We start from the raw sequence: 22,154 nt of genomic DNA on the forward strand, positions 1-22,154 counted from the left end.
GATTGATATGGGAGAAGCCGTGAAGTTATCGCGAGGTGACAGCAGTAATATCAGACTTAAAACCAGTTTATCGGTGTGGGTACTCTATTCTAGTGACCGATTTAAACTTCACATGATGAGTGAGTTATCGAAATGCCACAGCATTAGTTATGAGGTAATTTCTCTTCACGGTGTGATGTCTGAGAGCTTCAAACATTTTTCGCCGCCAGATTTGATCTTTGTTGAAACTGGACCAAATTGGGCGCAAAAAGTGATTGAGTTGCAGAATTATGAAAGTCCCGAGGTAGAAGAGGATGACGTGAATACCTCTTTAATTGTATTCGGTGATGAAAGCGATAATGGTGCATTAAAAATTGCTTTAAGAATCGGAGCCGCTGATTTCGTTTCTGACAGATCCTCGTTAGAAGATCTTATTCCGCTGTTGAAAAATGCTGCTGAAGAAAAAATTGCGGCCAGAAAACTCGGTCAATTGTTTGTATTTCTCAATACCAAAGGTGGCTCGGGAGCGACGACGATTGCGCTAAATACCGCGGTTGAAGTCGCGCTGCAGCATAAAAATAAAGTGTTGTTGCTTGACCTTGATATTCATTTCGGAGTGATCATGGATTATCTCAATATCAATCCGGTCTACAGTATCAATGACGCTATCGCGAATGTCGCTGACTTAGATGAAATTTCGCTGCACAGTTTGGTTTCGAAGCACTCATCGGGATTACATGTACTAAGCTTTAAACATGAAAACCACAATGAGAATTTCGATAAAGCCATGCAACTAGGGAAATTGTTACCGACATTGATGGAATACTATCCCTATATTTTTGTTGATCTCTCGATAGGTGTCGATCGAATGTTTTCGCCAGTTTTATCTCATTCGTCGAAGGTTTTTCTTGTTACGCAACAAAACTTGGTGGGGATTAAAAATACATCTCGAATAGCGAAGTCGTTGATGCTCGAATACGGTATCTCTAAAGAACAGATAGAACTCATTGTGAACCGATATGAAAAGCGCCAGCAAATCAAACTGAAGGATATTGAGCAGACAATTACTGGTGTTAAAGTTCACATGATTCCCAATGATTTTAAAGCCGCCATTGAGAGTGCCAATTTAGGTAAACCCGTGGTGGAGTCAAAGAAAAACAGTTCAATTACCAAATCGGTAATTGAGTTATCACAAACGTTAGCGCCTGAAGTGAAAGAGAAAAAAGGTTGGATTAAGCGTTTATTTTCCTGATGGATTAGGAGGGTTGCATGTTCTTCAAAAGAAAAAACATCAATGCCGAGTTTCAAGACCAGGTGCTAAAAGTTGATGATCTTCCTAATGTTGAGTCTAAATCAGCATTTTCGGAGTCCAGACCCAAGCAGGATGAAAGTCCTTTGGAGAAGAAATTACGAGAGTCTGAAACCAAAAATCGAGAAATCGATGATGCTCGTAAGCAGTTGGAGCAAGAGCTGGCGGTCAAACATTATTACCACCAGCGCTTGTTGGAAACGTTAGACTTGGCACTGCTTTCCAGTCTGGAAAAAGACCGCGCAAGAAAAGATCTGCATGATGCCATTGTGCAACTAATGGCTGATGACCAAACGCATGCATTGAGTGCTGAAGGCCGTAAGCGTGTGATCAAACAGATCGAAGATGAAGTGTTTGGTTTGGGGCCATTGGAACCGCTGCTACACGATTCAACGGTTTCCGATATTCTGGTTAATGGTCCAAAGAGTGTTTACGTGGAACGCCGCGGTAAACTGGAACGCACGCCTTATACATTCCTCGATGATCGCCACCTACGCAATATTATTGACCGCATTGTTAGCCAAGTTGGTCGACGTATTGATGAGGCCTCTCCGATGGTAGATGCTCGCTTGGCCGATGGCTCACGGGTGAATGCCATCATTCCACCGTTGGCTCTTGACGGGCCTTCAGTGTCGATTCGCCGATTTGCTGTAGATAAACTGACGATGGATAACCTTTTGTCGTTCAATTCATTATCTGAACAAATGGCTAAATTTGTAGAAGCTGCCGTCAAGGGAGAGCTGAACATACTGATTTCCGGAGGGACGGGTTCAGGGAAAACGACCACGCTCAATATCTTTTCCGGCTTTATCCCCAAAGAAGATCGCATTATCACCATTGAAGACTCGGCGGAGTTGCAATTGCAACAACCTCACGTCGTGCGTTTGGAAACGCGTCCGGCAAACCTCGAAGGCAAAGGTGAAATTACTCAGCGTGATTTGGTCAAAAACTCACTGCGTATGCGACCAGATCGAATCGTTCTTGGTGAGGTGCGCGGCAGTGAAGCAGTCGACATGTTAGCGGCCATGAACACCGGTCATGATGGTTCATTAGCAACCATTCACGCCAACACTCCACGTGATGCGCTTAGCCGGGTTGAGAATATGTTCGCGATGGCGGGCTGGAATATCTCGACCAAAAACCTGCGTGCGCAGATCGCTTCGGCCATTCATCTGGTCGTTCAGATGGAACGTCAGGAAGACGGTAAACGCCGCATGGTGAGCGTATCTGAAATCAACGGCATGGAAGGTGACATCATTACGATGTCGGAAATTTTTAAATTCCAGCGTCAGGGCATGGATGATGAAGGAAATGTCGTTGGTTACTACACGGCAACAGGTGTTATTCCTCAATGCCATGAATCGCTATCTAAACGGGGCTTCCATCTACCGTACGAAATTTTTAATGAGACGTACCAATAGGAGGTCTCTATGCAAGATATCACGATGTTTTTTGTGTTGCTGTTTTTTGCAGTTGTGTTCATTTCTCAGGCACTGATTCTGCCCGCAGCGGGGAGCAAGGCGAAGCACAAAGAACTGGCTAATCGTCTCAAAGAAACACAATCCAATCTTGACGAAGAAAGCCGTTCTTTGTTGCAAGAGCACTATCTGAAAAGCCTGACACCACTGGATCGCAGATTGGTGCAGGTTAAAGCCTTTGCTTCGTTGAAAAAAACAATTGAACTGTCGGGGTTTGATTGGTCTTTGTCACAAACGCTGGGTGTAACAACGATTCTGAGCTTAGGTGTAGGGCTACTTTTGCTCATTCTCGGACAGCTTTGGTATCTGTGTCTTGCTGCCGTCGCTTTCGTGTGGGTATGTCTGCACATGATACTGCAAAAAAAAATCTCTGATCGCTTGTCCAAATTTGAAGAGCAGTTACCAGATGCACTGGATATTATTCGTCGCATGTTACAGGCAGGCCAGCCAATCACTCAGGCATTCAATGAAGTCGGTAATGAGATGCCTGCACCTATTGGTATCGAATTTAAAAATACGTTTAACCTGTTGAATTATGGCTATGACATGCGTCTGGCTATCATGCAGATGGCAGATCGAACACCTACCGTATCGATGCTGGCATTTTCAAGTGCAGTTTTGTTGCAAAAAGAGACTGGCGGTAACTTGTCCGAGAACCTCGACAAAGTGTCTAAAGTTTTACGAGCCCGATTTAAATTGGCCCGAAAAATCAAAACCATTTCCGCTGAAAGTCGTATGTCTGCCTGGATTCTGGTGTTGTCACCTTTTGTTCTGTTTGTGGTGATGTCCTTTCTGCGTCCGGATTACGTGGCACCCCTGTACGAAGACCCTCGAGGCATGGGGCTGATTAGCTATGGGGTTGTGAGCCTATTTATTGGCTCTTTGTGGATGAGAAAAATTATAAATTTCGAGGTGTAATATGGACGATTTACTGACTGCATTATCCTCATTTCAACTGACCGAACAGAATGTCTTTCTCGGATTAATTTTAATCGCCACTGTGTTGTTGATTATGTCGGTTGCCCTTATTTTTGTTGGCACCAAAGCGCCTATCAAACGTCAATTAGAAGAAATCCGCAAAGAGAGTTCGGTTAAATCAGGTGGTCACCTCGCAAAAAAACGCGACCGAATTCATAACACATTAGAATCTATCGCGCCCATTATGTCGCCCAAGAATATTAAGGAACGGGAGAGTGTTCGTCATAGACTGATGCATGCTGGTTATCACGATGCCAGCGCACTCACGACCTTTTACGCATTAAAAGTGTTGTCGACTTTAGCTGGTGTGGCGCTCAGTGCTCTGCTGTATTTCCTGTATCCAGATATGAAAAATCTGAAGTTGGTTGTGATTTTCAGTGTGGCGATGGGATTGTTTTTGCCCAATTTTCTGTTGGATAGAATGGTGAAAAAACGCAAATCCCGAATTAAAGGCGGCATTCCTGACGCGCTGGATTTGTTGGTGGTATGTACGGAATCTGGCTTAGGTTTTAATGCTGCACTGCGCCGAGTCGCCGATGAATTGATGATTTCTCATCCAGATTTGGCCGATGAGCTTGATACTGTGTGTGCCAAAATTAAAGCTGGGGTTGAAATGTCAGAAGCGATGGCACAACTGGTAGAACGCACTGGCCTGATAGAGATCAGTGGCCTTGTCAGTATGCTCGCCCATGCTTCTCGTATCGGTGGCAGTATTTCTCAAACGTTGCGTGATTACACTGAAGACTTTCGAGATAAACGCAATCAAGAAGTTGAAGAAATTGCGGCAAAAATTCCAACTAAAATGATTTTTCCATTGCTATTGTTCGTTTGGCCTTGCTTTTTCATCGTCGCCGTGGGGCCTTCAATCCTGTCTTTGACGGCACATTTTGGACGCTGAGGTAATTATGATAAGACGTAGCACTATTTTCGTCATGCTGATGATATTGGTGGGGTGTGCTTCCTCCCAGAATACTCCCAAACCGTTTGAAAACGAGCTTTACGATGGGCGGCCTGTCGAAACATTTGATGCTGAAGCCGCGCCCATGACAGAAGTGGAAGCGATTAAACGCGGCGATTACGCCCTCAAAGGCAACAATACCGATCTGGCGCTGTATGAGTATGTGCGCTCACTGGATTTCCCTAACGCTCAATATAAAGACAAAACCCTGTACACCATCGGACGCATCCATCAGGCGAGAGGCAATTTAGAACTTTCAGAGAAAGCGTACCTGATGGCGTTGGAAGCCAATCCAAATAACATCAAAGTGCTTGAGCAACTCGGTTCCAACTACACCAAACAAGGGGATGTGGAGCAAGGGGAAAGCTATTTTATTCGCGCGATTAACGCAGACCAACTTCGTTTAGCGAGCCGTGAAACCATTGCTCTCAATAGTATTTCCATTGCCAGCATCGACAAACTCAGCAGTGATAATCAGTCTCCGGCATTGGCGTATATGGGGTTAGGCATTTTGTATGATGTTAAAGCCCAGCATGATGTTGCGAAGGCTCTCTACAAGCATGCACTAAGAATCGAGCCGAAATCCAGCAAGGCCCTGATGAACATGGGGTATTCCTACTACATGAGTGGGGATTACGACAACGCGAAGCGCTATACGATGTCTGCGCTTGAGCAGGACCAAAACAACCAGCGGGCTCAGAATAATCTCGCTCTGATTTACTTGGCCAGTGGCGAAGAACAGCGTGCGCTGAATGTGTTTATGAAGTTTATGGACGCACCGGAAGCGCTTAATAACGTGGGCTATTTCCTGATGTTACAAGGGAAACCGGAAAGAGCGATTCCTTACTTGCAGCAAGCGATCGACAAAAAGCCATCTTACTATAAAGTGGCGAATGAGAACCTTGAGCGAGCGTTATTAGAGGTACGGGCAAACGCGGCTGAGAAAGGCACGGCGACCACAGTTCAGTGATGCGGAGGTGTAAGCCTGTCTGAAGGATCCGGCTCCGGATAGGCTTCGATGACTTTCTTCAGAAATTCCTGATGGTAGCGCAGAGCATTGACACAATGTCTGTCCAGTTTGCCAGCCAAAACCATCTTCTCCAGTTCCAGCAATGCAAATGGGACAGACCAAGCTTGTTTGTAAGGGCGATGACTGGTTAAGGCATCAAACACATTGGCAACCGCAATGATGCGTGCGGATACCGGAATCTGATCTTGAGTCAGGCCATACGGGTAACCGCTGCCATCAAGAAACTCATGATGGTACGCCACAATTTCCTTCAACACAGACACACAAGGGTGATTGGGTGCTCCCATGTCATCGATAATGTGATTGATGATTTCCACCCCTTTTTCCACATGCCCGTTTAACTGTTCACGCTCATCGGCTTCTAACTCACAAGGTTTGGTCAGAACACTGGCGGGGACAGCCAATTTGCCGATATCGTGGCATTTAGAAAACTGACTGATATTCTCAATTGCCTCATCATCGAGATCGTAGGTTGGAGCGACCTCCAGCGCGATGACTTTTGCATAACGACTGATGCGCTCTCTATGCTCCCGAGACTCTTGTAAATGTTCGGGAGAATTGGCGTTTATGTGATTGGCCGATTCCAACAACGTATGGACAAGGTCGTATTCCGAAGTGACCACGAAACGCAAAATCTCAATATAGGGTTTGAGCATGAAATTTTTCACTTCGCTGAAGAAATGGCTTTGGCAGGAGTTCAGGAAAATAAAACCAATGAACTCGCTATCGTGATAAACCGGGATTGCCAGCGATGAGCGAAACCCCTGATCGATAAGCCACTTGGTGTGTGGGTAGTTGGGCTTTAACTCCAGGGGGATGTCATTCACATAGCGACATTCGCCAGATTGGGCGCATAATTTCAACGCAGGCAATTCAGCTAACGGGAACTCGTAATGCATCAGTTCAAAACCGTGGAAGGTACTGTCGGCATAGGTTTTCAGCAAATCATTCTCTTTGTCATACAGAGCGAAAGAGATGCGATCAATTTCTGGTTCAGTGACTAACAATCGATGGTGGATATCAGCCAGTTGGTTGTTCAGTGTACCTGCCGTCGGAAAGTAACTGTGATCACCAGATTTGCTGTGGGTGTTCATGTTTTAGCCTCCATGCCTGCGCTTCCGTTCCCCAGTACTTAAGTTTAGGCCATGCACAGATGAAACGGCTAACCGAACACCAACAAAATCCACCCAAACTTGACTTAAATTAAGCTCAAAGAAATACCCGCAAGCGCAAAATAAATCACCATCAACAGAATGGGCAAACGAAGTATTTTCATCAGCACAAAGCCAAGCAGAATGGCGGCAATATCCAAGGTTGTAGATACAGCACTGCTGAATACCGGTTGATATAACGCAGCGATCAGTAAGCCGACAACAGAAGCATTCACCCCCGCCAGCGCTCCGTTAATGGCAGGGATAGCAGCTAAAGCACGCCAATGCTTAATCACTCCCAGAAGCAACAGAAAACCGGGTAGAAAAATGGCCACCGTTGCGACAAGAGCGGAAGTGATTGGAGAGCCAGGGTCTAGCGCGTAACCCAGATAAGTCGCAAAAGTAAACATGGGGCCGGGAACTGCCTGAGCCGCGGCGTAACCCGTTAAGAATGTATCCGAAGTTATTTGATCACCCAGCGTATTTTGCAGTAGCGGAAGTACAACGTGCCCACCACCAAATACTAAGCTGCCAGCCTGATAAAAGTGGTCGAACACACTGAGCAGTGAAGAATACGAGCTGACGAGAGGCAGACCGAAAAAGAGGATGGCAAACAGCGCCAGAGGCACCCATGAAAGCGAATAGCCCTTGGTCGCTTCTTTGGGGGGAGCTCCTTTGAGCTGTGATGCACCAACCAGTGCGGCAACAATCAATACCAGCATTTGGGTGGTGAGAGTCGGTACGCAGAGCAATGCGATAGCGGTCACTAAGCAGAGCAAAATGGTAAGTTTCTGGCGGCAGAAGTTCTGATACATACCCCAAGCCGCATCAGCGACAACCAGCACGGCCAGCAATTTCAAACCATGAACAATATGCAAAAACAGCGGCTGATTGAGTAGCTGGCTGCTCAATAGTGCAATCAGCAGCATTAACATGACGGATGGCAGAGTAAAACCCAAAAAGGCTGCACACGCACCAAACAGCCCTGCGCGCTGGTATCCGATTGCAAATCCAACCTGGCTTGAGCCTGGGCCCGGCAGAAACTGGCTGAGTGCAACAATCTGAGCGTATTCGTCATCAGTGAGCCAGCCTCGCTTTTGAACAAACGCTTGGCGAAAGTAGCCGATATGCGCGGCTGGCCCGCCAAAGCTGACCCAGCCTAAAGTGAAAAAGGTTCTGAATATGTCTAACATCTCATCCTGCTTGCATACTGCTTATATCCTGATCGGCAATGTAGAGGGTGTGATGATCAGGCTCAACTAGAAAGTTGTAAGAAAATACAGCAGTTTTATGACATTAGCGTGGGATTTCAGACTTTTGAGTCAGCCAACCGATTGAACGCCAAATTATGACGGTCAGCAATGCGCTGACATAGCCATCAACAGCGTAATGCCAGGCTAAATGAACCGAGCCAATTTGGATCATCAAGGCATAGCCCCATGCCAGATACCCCCATCTGCGATGCAGTGCCGAAACCGCAAGAGCAAGCAATACCGCCATAGACACGTGCATGCTGGGCATCGCAGATATACCTGAACCTATGCCTTGATCACGTACTTCAAATTGATGCCAGAGCACATCCTGAATGTTCAATGCCCAAATATCGGGAAGATGGTTTTGCTGTAGCCACTGATTTTGCTCCTGAAGGCGAAGCATCAACGGAGTGTAGTAGTTGTAAGAGGAATTGAGGAGTTCTGTGTAACAAGGGCCTGCTGACGAAAGTAGGGTGGCAAGCACACAACCAAGCACTAACCAGCATGTGATGAAGGACAGAAAAAAACGTAACCTTATCGCCTGATTTTGTCGATACAAAATGAAGAACACCAGTCCCCCCCAAATCACGAAAAACCACAGATTATAGAAAAAGTTGAGCATTAAGGTCGCCAGCGGGTGGGCAAAAATAGCGTGGGTGATTTCCCATGGTGAAAAGCCTGCGTGCAGTACTTTGTCCAACTGATAAAACAGCGCATCGTACTGATAAAACTGAATATCCGGAATGATGGATTTCATGTAGGTATAACTGGATAGCACCACACTGACACACAACAGGGTTAACAGGCATGCCAACGGGCGCGAGAGTGGTGAAAAGAAGGCAAGTACGGTTTTAAGCAGATGAATTGTTGGGTGTGCGATACGGTTTTTGAGCATGTGACAATAGAAGTAAGTACACCAAAGCACGAACGTCATACTGGTTGTGTGCACCATCGACTCCAGATAGGTCGTGAGTCGGTAATGCAGTTTGGTCTCAATACCACCGAACGAGATTGCGCCATAGATGCAAAGAATCAGAATCAACACATAGAGATAGATGATCTTATCTTCGGCAAGAGTCAGTTTCAGGCTCTGCCACTCTTCATGCCAATTTGGGCTTGTGATTCGAAATTCCATTGAGCCACTCTGCTATCCATTTGTCATATCAGTTTAGTGCAGATTGCGACCGGCTTTGTTCAGTTTGCTAATTTTTCATTGTCAACTCACTCACTTATAAGTTTAGCCTTTGGCCTTGCGTGTGCTCACCAATGGTTGTGGAATTAATGGAAACGTTTTCATTAATGCAGGGGGAATCACAGCATATTGCTATGGCAAGTTGCTAAACTTCGTTCATTAATCTTTGTTGATTCTGGATGTTGGCGCATGAAATGGCGGTTGGAAGTCTGTGTTAGGGGAGTGAAATCGATGATCAAATATTCGGAGGTTTATCGTGGCTAACCCGTTGTTTGAGTCGATGACTCGCGAGAGTTTTCAAGATGGGCGTGTTGCTCAGCTCGTTGAGTTAAGCAATGTGCATGGAATGCGTATTGTCTTGATGGATATCGGTGCCACGTGGTTAAGTTGTCGGTTGCCGCTTGGCGAACAAGAGCGTGAAGTCGTGCTGGGCGTGGACAGCATGGCTGCGTTTGAATCTCAAGGTGCATTTCTGGGCGCGACGGTCGGACGCTATGCCAATCGAATCGCTCAGGCTCAATATGAGTATGGTGGACAGAGCGTGCAGCTGGTCGCCAGCCAAGGAGCCAACTGCTTGCACGGAGGTCAATTGGGCTGGAGCCATCGCCGCTGGACTCTGGTCAGCAAGTCAGAGCGGACAGCGGTGTTTTCTCTTTATTCTGCAGATGGTGAACAAGGTTTCCCCGGCAATGTGACCGCGTCAGTGACGTATGAATTGACTGACGCTAACGAAGTCTGCATTCGCTATCTGGCGAACAGCGATAAAGCGACCCCGATTAACCTGACCAATCATGCGTATTTCAACTTGATGGGGGCGGAGTCAGGTGCAAATGTGCTTGAGCATAAGCTGTCCATCAATGCGGAGTGTTACCTGCCGACAGATGAAACGGCGATTCCGCTTGGCGGGTTGCAGAGTGTGAGGAATACGGGATTTGATTTTCGCTACATGAAAACCGTTGGCCAGGATCTGATGAGCGACGAGCAGCAGGCTCTCGCCAAGGGTTATGATCACAGCTACTGGTTGAATGAAGAGTGCCGACTGGGGGCTTGTGCAGCGACACTGGTATCCGATGACGAAAAGGTCACGCTCAAGGTCTTCACCGATAAACCAGCGATGCAGTTGTATAGCGGGAACTGGTTGCAGGGCACGCCGGGACGCAATGGGGCAGAGTATAGCGATTACCAAGGGCTCGCGCTGGAAACCCAGTTCTTGCCCGACTCACCTAACCATCCAGAATGGCAGCAGGAGAGTTGTATGCTGCTTCCTGAACAAGAATACGCCTATACCACGGTGTATCAGTTTCTGCTGGCGGATGAGAACCACTAAGGCCACACGAGAAAGCGTGATTGGCTTCCGCTAAAGGTGGAGGTCTTACCACGTCAACGACGTGCGAGTCTTCATAGTTCCGTTCAAAGGCGCTTGTGCTTTTGTGCGGGCTTGCTAGTGTGAGCGATTATTTGTTTTCCGGAACTCAGCTATGGACTCAACCTTTCACACCGTCGGTTACGACGCATTTGCCAAGCTCGATTTGCGAGTGGGTATAATTCGGGACGTTAAAAGGCACGACAACGCAGACAAACTTTATATTGTGCAGATTGAAGTCGGGGAGCAGACATTGCAAACCGTGACCAGTCTGGTGCCGTATTATCGTGCGGAAGAGCTGATGGATCGCCAGGTTGTTGTGTTGTGTAATTTGGAGCCAGTGACCATGCGCGGTGAGATTTCTGAGTGCATGCTGCTGTGCGCAGAAACTGTTGATGGTGAAGAGAGTGTGCTGTTAACCCCTGAGCGTCCGATTGCCTCAGGGGTTCGTATTGTTTAACGTACGTTGGCAATCAGGTCATCAATGACTGAATGGTGCGCGGGTGAAACCCCAGCCAGATTGCCATATTTCGGCGCATGGCGATCGTTTTCCAGTGGATGATGCCAGCCGACGGTATGTTCGACAAAGTGACGAGCAAATGCTTCGGACACTTCCAGGCAGCCAGCCAGAACCGTATCGACATATGTTTGCACTATCGGGCTACGCTCGCACGGCGGTTGGTGCTGCTCGGTCACGTAAACCCAGATCTCCCGCTCGCGGTCAAATTCCGCTTCCGTTTCGATTTGTTCCGCTGTCAGAGCGATGCGTTGATAGCCGCGCTCGCGGCGGTCAAACTCTGCCAATGCGGCCTCATCAATTTCCAGTAATACACCATTGACCTGGCCCTCACCCGGATTCACCACGAGCGGTGAAATGACATAGCTGTCATCGATTTTGCCCCAGTAGCGTACCAAACCGTGTACGGTGGCGGGCAGAGCTTTTCCCGTGTTACCAGTAAGCTGACGGGATGCGGAATTCATCAGGCTTCCATAGCCAAAAATGTACATGCTGACTCAATTACCTCTTGTGCGCCAGTTGCAGTTTGAGTCTACAAATGGCGCGGTTGTTTGTGTCTTTGTTCGCGAAATACAAGGCTTGCCGCACTTCTCTCGCTATGGTTGTTTGCTGAAAAACTGCAAACGGCGCAGAATCCAGAATTCCAATCCAAAAATTGCCACCAGGCCTAAACAGAATACGCCAAATGCGACCGGTGATTCTGTGCCGGGAATGCCTCCCACGTTAACACCAAGCAGGCCGGTTAAAAAGCTGGTGGGCAGGAAAATCGCCGCAATGACCGAGAACAGATAGGTGTTCTGGTTCATTTTCTCGGCATGATATTGACGCAGCTCGCCTTTGATGATCTCCAGTTCACTCAGGTAAAAGTCCAGAGTTTCGTTGATGCGTGTAATGGTGTTGACGCTGTGACGCAGGCGCAAATGTTTGTTGCTGGCCAGCGGCACACTGGAATTCTGGTAATCATCAATGGCGTATTGCTGCGGCTTAATGAAGCGTTTGATTTTGAGCAGCGCTTTGTGCGTATTCATCAGCTCTTCGCTGAGCTCAGTTTCGTCATCGAACGCCGTGATCTTGTCTTCCACCAGATCCAGATAGCTGTCGATATTGCGGTTGAGGCCATCGACGATACCCAGTACCAGTTCCGCCAGACTCTTAGGACCGTTGCCTTCGAGTAGCGCATTGCGTAGCGCATTAATGGTTTTGGATGGAATTTTGCGGCTCGAAATCAGTGCGCCGTTGTAATACAGAATGCGCACACTGAGCATGTCGGCCGGGTCGGCATTTTCGTTCAGGTTGACGCCACGCAGGATCAGCAAGAAGTTCTGATCATCGTACTGTTCAAACAACGGGCGGGTATCTTCGGCCAGCAAGCTATCGACAATCGAAGCCGGAATGGCGTTACTGACCAGCCATTCGCGCACACCGGCGGCGTCACGTTGGCAATGATACCAGTGGCCGGGCTCAATGTTTTGTGGTTTACCCTCAGGCTGAACGGCCTGATCTTCACTAAAACGCCAATGATCGATGAGAAAATCCATAACTATCCTCTTATGCGAAAAAGCCAGGGGTTACCCTGGCTTTTAATTTTAGAATCCACGCATCTGAATGCGGCGTAAAAACTCGGTCATCACCCGGTCGTAAAGTAGATCGCCAAGGAAGGCGTCTTCGACATGGTGGTCAATGCTCGGGTTATCATTGACTTCGATAACATAAACTTGACCGTCAATCTCTTTTAAGTCAACACCATACAGACCACCTCCGATGAGGTTGGCCGCTTTGACCGCCACATCGACGACTTGCTTCGGCACCTGTTTCAAATCCAGCGTTTCGAAACCACCGGAGGAAACCCGGCCACTGCTGTGGTGCTGATAGATCTGCCAGTGACCACGGCTCATCATGTACTTGCAGGCGAAAATCGGCTGGTGGTTGAGTACACCAATACGCCAGTCGAAATCGGTCGGCATAAAGGCTTGCGCCAGGATCAGCACGCTTTTTTCAAACAGCGCGGTGGCTTCTTTTTCCAACTCCTGTTCGTTGCGCACTTTCACCACTCCGCGCGAGAAGGCGCCATCCGGAATCTTCAACACCATTGGAAACTCCAGATGTTCCATCAGGTAGGATTTCCAGTTGGGATCATAACCCTGCACGATGACGCTGTTAGGCGCTGGAACATTGTTGCGTTGCAACAACTCGGTCAGAAAGACTTTGTTGGTGCACTTCATGATTGACTCGGAATCATCCATCACCACCAGGCCCATCTTCTCGGCCGTTTTGGCAAAACGGTAGGTGAAGTTACTGATGTTGGTGGTGGCACGAATGAACAGGCCATCGAATTCGCCCAAACGTGACAAATCGTCTGGCGAGATGGTTTCCAGGTTCATACCCAAGCGGTTGGCTGCGCGGCGAAAACGCTTCAAGGCAGAAGCATCTGACGGCGGCATTTTCTCTTCTTCATCCACCAGCATGGCGATATCGTAACGGTATTTCTTCTCTTGCTTCGGTTTGCGCCAGATTTTGTTCGAGAACTGTTCCAGCGATTCGATGAAGAAATCCTGCTCTTGATCGGCCAAATCCTGAAATGGGAAAGGTGCAATTTTGCTGATCTGCCAGTGACCTTGGAATTTGGTCATCGCCAGTTCAATCACGGGCACCATGAACTGTTCAAACAGACGACGAGCGAGTTTTTCCAGCCCTGGCTCCGGAGTGCGGCCAAAGTAAATTTTGCAGTGAATTGACTCGGTGTGTTTGCACAGTTTGTTGAGTTTAACCAGACCGCTGGACAGTAAAAACGGCTGGTTGATGTCATTAATCGCCATCACACGAGGAATAACACGGTGACCACGAGCTTCCGCCATTAAAGAACAGTAATAGCCGGTACTCATGTAGTCGTAATCGCGACACAGGTTCACCACTTGCAGACTGCGGTGATTGTTTTTCCAATCGGCATCCAGGTACTGATCGACACTGATGACTTGTTCTGATGGGAAATATTGCTGCCAGTCACTGGCCTGGTCTGTCACGATTAAAAGGTTTGCCATAGTTAATTTTTTCCTATCACAATAGGTGTATTATAACCCTCTGACTTGAAGCCGCATTGTCGACTGCGCTTGTCTGCCCCATCACATAGTGAGCTATGCTCATGGGAACTCACTCGCTGTTCATCTGGCTGCAACGCCAAGTACTTTGGGTAAATTGAGTCGCAATCTTGCCAACCACTATCCTGTAAACCCAGTAAGGACATCGTATGGACTTTCGTCTTGCGAAAGGTGCTGATCTCACTGCGCTTAATGCGTTAGAACAACAGCTTTTTGATGGGGATAAAATTTCCCCGCGTCAAATGAAGCGTTTTTTACACTCCAACCAGGCGATTGTTTTCGTGGCAGACGCCGGTGAGGAACTGGCTGGATATGCATTGCTACTATTTCATCAAGGTACACAGCTATCAAGGTTGTATTCGATTGCCGTTAAACCCGATTTCAGAGGACGGAGGATTGCTCAGACATTAGTCGAGCAATGCGAGCGTGCAGCTCTTGATCAAGGCTCTACTACATTACGGCTAGAAGTACGTGAAGACAATATAGCAGCCATAAATTTATATGAAAAAATGGGCTATAAAACTTTGAAGCTGCTCATCCATTACTATGATGATTTATGTGATGGCCGTCGCATGCAGAAACGTTTAACACCCCATGGTCAAAAAGTTCAGCTACCGATGCCGCTGTACGTGCAAACCACACCATTTACCTGTGGTGCCGCGTGTCTGATGATGAGCTTTTCATATCTGGATGAAAGCTATGAACCGAGCCGGACGCAGGAGCTGCAACTGTGGCGTGAAGCGACCACCATTTTCATGGCGGCCGGCCATGGTGGTTGCAGTGGTCAAGGCTTGGCGCTTGCTGCGGCACGCCGGGGTTTTCATGTTGAGTTGTGGAACCAGTCGCGCAGTACGCCGTTTATCGACAGTGTGCGCGATACGAATAAAAAGGCGGTCATTGAGCTGGTGCATCAGGATTTTTGCCGTCAACTAACCGACGAAGATGTAGAAATGATCGATGCGCCGCCAAGTCAGGCTCAGCTCGAAGAGTGGGTCGCTCAGGGATCGTGCGTGCTGCTGCTGATCAGTACCTACCGCTTTGACGGCAAGAAAGAGCCGCACTGGATCGTACTCAGCGGTATGAGCGACAAGTTCTTCTTTTTCCATGATCCGCACGCCGAATCGGAAGATCATGCGGTGGCGTCGGCCTATGTGCCGGTGGGCAAAAAAGCGCTGTCGCAGATCCTCGGTTTTGGCAAGCAAAAGCAAATTGCCTGTGTGGTGATCAGCCGTCGTGATTCACAATAGTTCTAGTGAGTCATAAATAATCAAAGGAGTCTTAATGACTCCTTTTTTGTTGTGTTTATTTGACTCGAAAACGAAAGGGTTGTTTTTAATTTATTGATATTTAATGAGTAATTTTCTGGCTCGGTTTATGCCTAGGTAAGTAAAACAACCTGAACTGGGGATAAGGAGTCAGAGTGTTAAATATCGTCGATAAGCGGGTTGAAGAACGTATTCCAGCTTGGTTGCGCTTGGGTTTCCGGCCATTCTTTTTATTGGGCAGCGTGTACGCGGTGATAGCCGTGGTGGCCTGGGTGTGGATGTTTCAACATGGTCAGCCGGACGCGCTGCGTGTGCCCGCGTTGTGGTGGCACGTACATGAGATGCTGTTTGGTTTTGCTATGGCGATCGTGGCCGGATTTCTGCTCACGGCCGTACAAAACTGGACCGGCATTCCCGGTACCAAAAGCAGACGGTTAGCACTGTTGGTAGCGCTGTGGTTGCTGGTACGCGTGCTGTTTTGGACGCCAGTTCCATTGTGGCTGACGTCGAGCATTGAAGCGCTGTTTCTGGTGCTGACGGCGTACGAAATTGGCATTCGTGTGGTGAAAGCCAAAGGCTGGCGTAATCTGTTTTTTGTCCCGCTGTTTGTTCTTGCGATTGCGGCCAACTTTGCCAGTTATGCCACCATCAAAGGCATGCCGCCGTTTCCTTCCTCTGCGGTGTGGCAGGCGATGTTGTGGTGGTTTACATTGCTGTTGTCAGTAATGGGCGGGCGGGTGATTCCCTTTTTCACTGCGCGCCGTTTTCAGTTTGACAAAGCAGACTCTAAATTGTGGTTGGATGTGCTGGCCAACGGCCCGCTGGTTGCGCTGTTTGTGATCAGTTTCTTCCCGCTCGCTGAAGCGCAATTAGGCCAGCCGCTGATGCTGCTGGCAGGAGTAGCGCAACTGGTTCGCTGGCTGCGTTGGCAGCCGTGGCGCACGCTCAGTGAACCCTTAGTGTGGTCACTGCATACAGCTTACGCCTGTATTCCGCTCAGCTTGTTGGTGCGTGGCTTTGTCAGCAATCATTTCGTTTCGCACAATATGCTGCATCTGTTTGCGATTGGCGCGCTGGCAGGGTTGATTCTGGCAATGATCGCGCGTGTAACCATGGGCCATACCGGCCGTGCCATTTATCAGGGGCCGAACATGGCGCTGGCATTTTCTGCGCTACTCTTGGCGGCGTTGGTGCGCAGCATTGGCGTTGCCTTCTGGCCAGTGCATATGATGTTATGGCTGAACCTTAGCGCCAGTTTGTGGGCGCTGGCATTTGGTCTGTTTGTGGCGCGGTTTGGTGTTATGTTGCTGACACCAAGGGCGGACGGCCATCCCGGCTAAGCATAAGATGAAAAGAAAAAGCTGCGCAGGGCGCAGCTTTCGTGTTTCTGGGGTAGTCAGCGCTTACGCAAAGCGCGCCAGCACTTCATGCACTTTCGCGTTCATGTGCGCTTTTTCAGCGTCAGAGATGAAGCTCGCTTCAATCGCATTGAGGGTAAATTGCGCCAGCTCTTGGTGCGACATCGGGTGCGCGTCGGCCACCGCCATAAAGTTATCGGTCATGTAACCGCCGAAGTAGGCCGGATCATCAGAGTTGATGGTGACGCATAGTCCTTGGCGCAGCAGATCGACAATGTTGTGCTGCTCCATTTCAGTAAATACTTTGAGTTTCAGATTGGAGAGCGGGCAGACCGTCAGCGGCATTCGGGTCTGTTTCAGCTCCTGTACCAGAGCGGCGTCTTCCACACAACGCACGCCGTGATCGACGCGTTGTACACCAAGCAGATCAATCGCGTTGCGAATGTTCAGTGCCGGCCCTTCTTCGCCAGCATGCGCCACGGCAATAAAGCCTGCTTCGCGCGCCTGACGGAATACCTGCTGAAATTTTTCCGGCGGATGACCCTGTTCCGAAGAATCGAGACCGACACCGACAATCTTGTCTTTGTACGGCAATGCCTGTTGCAGGGTGAGCATGGCGTCGGCTTCGCTCAGATGGCGCAGGAAGCACATGATGAGCTGGCTGGAGATGCCCAGTTCTTGTTGTCCTTTCTCCAGCGCCTGCGTAATGCCATTAATTACCGTTTCAAACGCGATGCCACGCGCGGTGTGCGTTTGCGGATCGAAGAAAATTTCGGTGTGCATTACGTTGTCTTGTTGGCAACGCAGCAGGTAAGCCCAGGTGAGGTCGAAAAAGTCTTGCTCGTGGATCAGAACGTTGGCGCCTTGGTAGTAAATATCGAGGAAAGATTGCAGATTAGAAAACTGGTAGGCCGCACGCACTTCATCCGGGGAAGAAAAGGGAATCGCAATCTGGTTACACTGGGCGAGGTCGAACATCAGTTCAGGCTCCAGCGACCCTTCAATGTGCAGGTGAAGTTCTACTTTCGGTAGTTGCTGAATAAATTCTTTCATATATTGGCTCTTAATCAAAAAGTTGAGATTAATCGCTTTTCACCTTGGGTGGTTTGGTTGGGCCATACAAAGAGAAAAGCGATCGTGCGCTTAACTCTTCGTAATCAGAATTTTACGGATTCTGGTAGAGACCCCCACACCCTATCAGTGGGGTTATACGAAGCAACAATGCTGATTTCCGCGTCTCGCCCCTGACGAGTTCTCGTCGCCGGAGAGGCATTGAATCATGTGCGGAAATTCATTAAATGATAACCGAATCGAGCCAAAACGCCACTATTGAGCAGAAACCTTTTTCAACCTTCTGAATTTTGATAACAAAAAAGGCCAACCCAATAGCTGACCTTTTACCGTTATCCTTTTGAATTTTGCCGACGCATTCGTGGCAAGTTCATGGCTTTTCGCTGACTTAGTTGTTGCTGTGCAGTTCGCTGTTCAGTTCAACCGCAGATTTGTTCGCCAGACACTCAACCTGACCGGTCTGAGAGTTACGGCGGAACAGCAGGTCAGACACGCCAGCCAGATCGCGTGCTTTGATGATTTCCACTTCGTTGCCATCTTTATCTAGCATGCGTACTTTAGTACCGGCAGTCACGTACAGACCCGATTCCACAGTACAACGGTCGCCCAGCGGGAAGCCCAGACCTGAGTTGGCACCCAGCAGTGAGTTTTCACCGATAGACACCACGACTTTACCGCCGCCAGACAGAGTACCCATGATCGATGCGCCGCCGCCGATATCAGAACCGTTGCCCACCAGTACACCCGCAGAAATACGGCCTTCAACCATGCTCACGCCGGTTGTACCTGCGTTGAAGTTGATGAAACCTTCGTGCATCACGGTGGTGCCTTCACCCACGTGTGCGCCCAGACGAACGCGCGAGGTATCGGCGATACGAATGCCAGTTGGCACCACGTAGTCCACCATTTTCGGGAATTTGTCGACACAATCGACGCTCAGCGTACGGCCAGCCAGACGAGCTTCGATTTGGCGCTCTGCCAGTTCAGGTAAGTCGATTGGGCCTTCGTTGGTCCAGGCGATGTTGTGCAGCAGACCAAAAATGCCATCCAGTACGGTGCCGTGAGGCTGAACCAGACGGTTTGAGATCAGTTGCAGCTTCAAAAAGCCTTCTGCCACGCTTTGTGGTTTGTCATCTGACGCCAGAATTACCAACACCAAAGGCTGGGCCGAAGCGGCTGCTTTTTCCGCAAACGCTGCGCTTGCCGCCTGATCGTTGGCCGCAAATACTTTGGCCAGCTCGGCACTTTGCGCTGCGGTGATTTCCAACGCTAGGTTGCCTTCGCTGTAGCCAGCCACTGCCGCCAAATCAGCAACCAGCTGATCGCTTGGGTTCAGAATCGGAGTCGGGAAGAATACTTCAATGATTTTTCCGTCGCGGTTTTTGGTTGCAGTACCAAAGCCCAGTGCAAAGTTCGCCATGTTGGTCTCCATTAAACGTTAAGCTTTAAAATTATTTCCTGATAGCGGCGAGTTGAGCGTCGTCGCTACCGCATAATGCGTTGAAATCATCATAGAGAGACTCTTTCGGAGAAGAAAGGGTAAAAAAAGGATCCGTCCGTAGAACGATACTTTTTGTCTTTTTGGAGACATATCTCTTTAGATGGAAGTGGGGTGTCAAACATACCCCAGTGCTGACCTGTCTGAACGACAGAGATAAAAAAACCGCTGCCTGAGCAGCGGCTTAGCGTCTAGTTAAGCTGCGTCATCAACCGCGTCTTCGGTTTTTACAGCTTTAGGCTTTTTTGGGGTCGGTTTACGTTTTGCGCCCAGAGCGTAAAGAATCTCTTCTTTGTTCTGTGCCAGGAACATTGCCAGCTCTTCCTGTTTCGCTTCGTCTTCGATCAGTTCACTTTTACCCAGTAGCTCGAACAGCTCATCTGCTGTGTCCAGCATTTTGTCATAAGCGTCAGCTTCGGCTTTCGAGGTAAAAGTCATTTTCTCTTCTCCGTTGCGTTCCACCACGTACTTAACGATGACAGCCATGGTTCATCCTCTACATTATTTTGCTAAAAAATTACTGGCTGTTTATACAGTTTTTAAACTCAAAAGTCCAGCCAGCGACGTCAAACTGAGAGCTGCCGCATCATGCTGGCCAGTCATGGCAGAATTCGATGAAACGCTTGAGCAGCGGGCTCTGATATTTCTCTTTATGCACCAGAACCCAAAAGCGACGTTTCATGTCGAGTGGCACATTCAGCACGTGCACGCGCCCGTCACTAATCGCGGTTTGCGCCGCAAGGCGCGACAGGCAGCCAAAGCCCAGCCCGGCGGAAACACTGTTGATCAGCGCTTCGGTGGTGTTGAGTTCAAACGCTTCGTGCCACTGCTCAATGCGCGGTGCCATCACGCGCAGGAAAAACTCTCGTGAGCCGGAACCGGCTTCGCGCAGCACCCATTCACTGTGCTCAAAGTCGCTGAGCACAATTTTGTCTTTGCTCGCCAGCGAATGCGTCGGCGCGCACACGATGCACATTTCGTCCTGGCTGAATTGAGTCGACATCAATTGCGGGTGCAGGGTTTTACCTTCAATCAACGCAATATCAAGCTCGTAGTCGACAAGTTTCTGACAGATCAGCGCTGAGTTAGAAATAAACAGGCTTTGCGACTGATGCTGAAACTGGGCGCGAAAGGCGCTGAGCAAATAGGGCGCGACTTGATTGCCGATGGTGTCACTGGCGCCGATGCGCAGTTGGCCGGAAAGGGTTTGGTTATCTTCAAACAGGTGATCGAGATCTTTGGCGCGGCTGAGCAGTTCATCGGCCAACGGCAAGAGCTTTTGCCCTTCCTGATTGAGGATCAACCGGTTGTTGACCCGATCAAACAGCGCGTGCCCGAGCTGTTTCTCCAATTCCGAGAGCGCCATGCTGACCGCCGCCTTGGAGAGGAACAGCACCTCGGCCGCCGCCGTTAGAGTTTTGTGTTGCGTGATGGTGGTGAACACGCGCAACTGTTTGAGGGAAATATTGGATGCCATTTTCGTTAAGTTAGATTGAACGTCTGTTAGGAATAATTAGATATATTCAAACGTAGTGCAAGCGTATTATTCCCCCATTCCCGAATACGACGCGGTTGATGGCCGGTTTCGTCGTATTGTTGAAGTAACCGAGTGATGAGGTGGTTATGATTCGAACTGCGAAAAACAAAGTGATGGGCGCGCCAACTCCGATGGCGGGTTTGGCGCTCGGTATCGCCAGTTTGGGCTGGTGCTGGGAAAATGCCGCCGATTTGCATGGCGTCGGTCAATGGACTGGTGCGGCGCTGGCCAGCGTGCTGCTGCTGATCCTGACCGTTAAGTTTCTGTGCCACGGTCATCTATTGCGCCAAGATTTGGCCCATCCGGTGGTCGGTAGCGTGGTGCCCACTTATGCGATGGCGACCATGGTTGTCAGCCATTCCGTCGGCCAGTTTTTCCCCGTTGCAGGCGATGCATTGTGGCTGATGGCCGTGGTGCTGCATGTGATTTTTCTGGCGAGTTTTGTGTACCACCGCGCCAAAGCGTTCGAACTGCACCACATGGTGCCAAGCTGGTTTGTGCCGCCAGTGGGCATTATCGTCGCAGACGTCGCGTTTTCCGGTAACCCAGCGCTGGCTCCGATTGCTCATGGCGCGCTGCTGTTTGGCATGCTGGCTTACGCGGTGATGCTGCCAGTGATGATTTATCGCTTTATGTTCACCCAAGAAGTGCCGGATGCGGCTAAACCCACCATGGCAATTCTGGCCGCGCCAGCCAGCCTGTCGATGGCCGGTTATCTGACCGTAACCGCCACCCCATCGCCAGTGGTGATTGCGCTGCTGTTTGGAATTGCGGTGTTGATGACTGCGATCATCTACTTGGCGTTCACCCGCTTGCTGCGCCTGCCGTTTAGCCCGGGCTACGCCGCATTCACCTTTCCGATGGTGATTGGTGCCACTGCGCTGTTCAAAATGGCGCACTGGATGGAGCGCATCGGCATGGCGGAACATTACGTGCATCAAGTTCACGCATTGGCGATGGTGGAACTGCTGGTCGCCACCGTGGTGGTCAGTTACGTGGCGCTGCGTTATGTGATGTATTATCAGCCAGCGCCTCGAATTATGAGCAATGCGTAACCCTTTGCGCATCGAAAACCGCAAAATTGTCATTCCTCAAATGCACTTATGCTAATCTCAGTGGCTA

The 22,154-nt window shown here is 49.2% G+C and carries 20 protein-coding genes and 1 riboswitch; of the genes, 10 read left to right on the top strand and 10 right to left on the bottom strand.

Features of this window, described 5'->3' with window-relative positions; translation table 11 throughout:
• Positions 1-7: 7 nt before the first annotated feature.
• Genes LGV68_RS11350 through LGV68_RS11370 form a run of 5 tightly spaced genes read left to right on the top strand, consistent with a single transcriptional unit; the run spans position 8 to position 5,672 of the window.
• Entirely contained in the window at positions 8-1,231 is a 1,224-nt protein-coding gene (locus LGV68_RS11350) for an AAA family ATPase (protein WP_047457807.1), read from the top strand.
• Between the two features lie 17 nt (positions 1,232-1,248).
• A complete protein-coding gene (locus LGV68_RS11355) occupies positions 1,249-2,709 on the top strand; it encodes a CpaF family protein (RefSeq protein WP_024373265.1) in 1,461 nt (486 codons plus the stop codon).
• A 9-nt stretch (positions 2,710-2,718) separates the two neighbouring features.
• A complete protein-coding gene (locus LGV68_RS11360; protein ID WP_047457804.1) occupies positions 2,719-3,684 on the top strand; it encodes a type II secretion system F family protein in 966 nt (321 codons plus the stop codon).
• 1 nt (position 3,685) lies between these two features.
• Positions 3,686-4,642: a type II secretion system F family protein gene (locus tag LGV68_RS11365; RefSeq protein ID WP_024373264.1), complete on the top strand. Its 957-nt coding sequence runs from the start codon at positions 3,686-3,688 to the stop codon at positions 4,640-4,642.
• A gap of 7 nt (positions 4,643-4,649) precedes the next feature.
• Positions 4,650-5,672, top strand: a complete 1,023-nt coding sequence (locus LGV68_RS11370; protein ID WP_252535216.1) for a tetratricopeptide repeat protein — start codon at positions 4,650-4,652, stop codon at positions 5,670-5,672.
• On the opposite strand, the gene LGV68_RS11375 is transcribed toward LGV68_RS11370, so the two are convergent.
• The 3 genes from LGV68_RS11375 to LGV68_RS11385 form a co-directional block, all read right to left on the bottom strand.
• Positions 5,666-6,826, bottom strand: coding sequence for an HD domain-containing phosphohydrolase (locus LGV68_RS11375; RefSeq protein ID WP_020330572.1), 1,161 nt, complete (start codon positions 6,824-6,826; stop codon positions 5,666-5,668). The genes LGV68_RS11370 and LGV68_RS11375 overlap by 7 nt on opposite strands.
• Before the next feature lie 104 nt (positions 6,827-6,930).
• Positions 6,931-8,076, bottom strand: coding sequence for a chromate efflux transporter (gene chrA, locus LGV68_RS11380; protein WP_208551878.1), 1,146 nt, complete (start codon positions 8,074-8,076; stop codon positions 6,931-6,933).
• Between the two features lie 103 nt (positions 8,077-8,179).
• Complete coding sequence (locus LGV68_RS11385) at positions 8,180-9,271, bottom strand: phosphatase PAP2 family protein (RefSeq protein ID WP_222736917.1); 1,092 nt, start codon at positions 9,269-9,271, stop codon at positions 8,180-8,182.
• A gap of 337 nt (positions 9,272-9,608) precedes the next feature.
• Between LGV68_RS11385 and galM the strand changes: the two genes are divergently transcribed.
• Complete coding sequence (gene galM / locus LGV68_RS11390) at positions 9,609-10,655, top strand: galactose-1-epimerase (protein ID WP_222736952.1); 1,047 nt, start codon at positions 9,609-9,611, stop codon at positions 10,653-10,655.
• 151 nt (positions 10,656-10,806) lie between these two features.
• A complete protein-coding gene (locus LGV68_RS11395; RefSeq protein ID WP_020429823.1) occupies positions 10,807-11,151 on the top strand; it encodes a tRNA-binding protein in 345 nt (114 codons plus the stop codon).
• Here the strand turns inward: LGV68_RS11395 and LGV68_RS11400 are convergent.
• The 3 genes from LGV68_RS11400 to LGV68_RS11410 form a co-directional block, all read right to left on the bottom strand.
• Positions 11,148-11,699, bottom strand: coding sequence for a gamma-glutamylcyclotransferase family protein (locus LGV68_RS11400; protein ID WP_020330579.1), 552 nt, complete (start codon positions 11,697-11,699; stop codon positions 11,148-11,150). The genes LGV68_RS11395 and LGV68_RS11400 overlap by 4 nt on opposite strands.
• Before the next feature lie 105 nt (positions 11,700-11,804).
• Positions 11,805-12,746 carry a zinc transporter ZntB gene (locus LGV68_RS11405; RefSeq protein ID WP_252535218.1) on the bottom strand — a complete coding sequence of 314 codons (942 nt, stop codon included), beginning with the start codon at positions 12,744-12,746 and terminating at the stop codon, positions 11,805-11,807.
• Positions 12,747-12,794: 48 nt separating this feature from the next.
• Complete coding sequence (locus LGV68_RS11410) at positions 12,795-14,246, bottom strand: RimK family protein (RefSeq protein ID WP_024373259.1); 1,452 nt, start codon at positions 14,244-14,246, stop codon at positions 12,795-12,797.
• 206 nt (positions 14,247-14,452) lie between these two features.
• On the opposite strand from LGV68_RS11410, the gene LGV68_RS11415 reads away from it, so the two are divergent.
• Together LGV68_RS11415 and LGV68_RS11420 are read left to right on the top strand one after the other, a co-directional pair.
• A complete protein-coding gene (locus tag LGV68_RS11415; protein WP_020330583.1) occupies positions 14,453-15,550 on the top strand; it encodes a GNAT family N-acetyltransferase/peptidase C39 family protein in 1,098 nt (365 codons plus the stop codon).
• A 173-nt stretch (positions 15,551-15,723) separates the two neighbouring features.
• On the top strand, positions 15,724-16,908 hold the full coding sequence (locus LGV68_RS11420; protein WP_202643209.1) for an NnrS family protein: 1,185 nt from the start codon (positions 15,724-15,726) through the stop codon (positions 16,906-16,908).
• A gap of 63 nt (positions 16,909-16,971) precedes the next feature.
• On the opposite strand, the gene LGV68_RS11425 is transcribed toward LGV68_RS11420, so the two are convergent.
• From LGV68_RS11425 to LGV68_RS11440, 4 genes are all read right to left on the bottom strand, one after another.
• On the bottom strand, positions 16,972-17,979 hold the full coding sequence (locus LGV68_RS11425; RefSeq protein ID WP_252535220.1) for an adenosine deaminase: 1,008 nt from the start codon (positions 17,977-17,979) through the stop codon (positions 16,972-16,974).
• Between the two features lie 81 nt (positions 17,980-18,060).
• Positions 18,061-18,160, bottom strand: a riboswitch (purine riboswitch).
• Positions 18,161-18,385: 225 nt separating this feature from the next.
• Positions 18,386-19,417: a 2,3,4,5-tetrahydropyridine-2,6-dicarboxylate N-succinyltransferase gene (dapD, locus tag LGV68_RS11430; protein ID WP_222736931.1), complete on the bottom strand. Its 1,032-nt coding sequence runs from the start codon at positions 19,415-19,417 to the stop codon at positions 18,386-18,388.
• A gap of 273 nt (positions 19,418-19,690) precedes the next feature.
• On the bottom strand, positions 19,691-19,981 hold the full coding sequence (locus tag LGV68_RS11435) for a YebG family protein (protein WP_004729512.1): 291 nt from the start codon (positions 19,979-19,981) through the stop codon (positions 19,691-19,693).
• Between the two features lie 100 nt (positions 19,982-20,081).
• Complete coding sequence (locus LGV68_RS11440; protein WP_252535222.1) at positions 20,082-20,972, bottom strand: LysR family transcriptional regulator; 891 nt, start codon at positions 20,970-20,972, stop codon at positions 20,082-20,084.
• Positions 20,973-21,118: 146 nt separating this feature from the next.
• Between LGV68_RS11440 and LGV68_RS11445 the strand changes: the two genes are divergently transcribed.
• A complete protein-coding gene (locus LGV68_RS11445) occupies positions 21,119-22,087 on the top strand; it encodes a TDT family transporter (protein WP_055452486.1) in 969 nt (322 codons plus the stop codon).
• Positions 22,088-22,154: the final 67 nt, after the last annotated feature.

This window comes from Vibrio sp. LQ2 (genome assembly GCF_023920125.1).
Lineage (GTDB): Bacteria > Pseudomonadota > Gammaproteobacteria > Enterobacterales > Vibrionaceae > Vibrio > Vibrio fluvialis.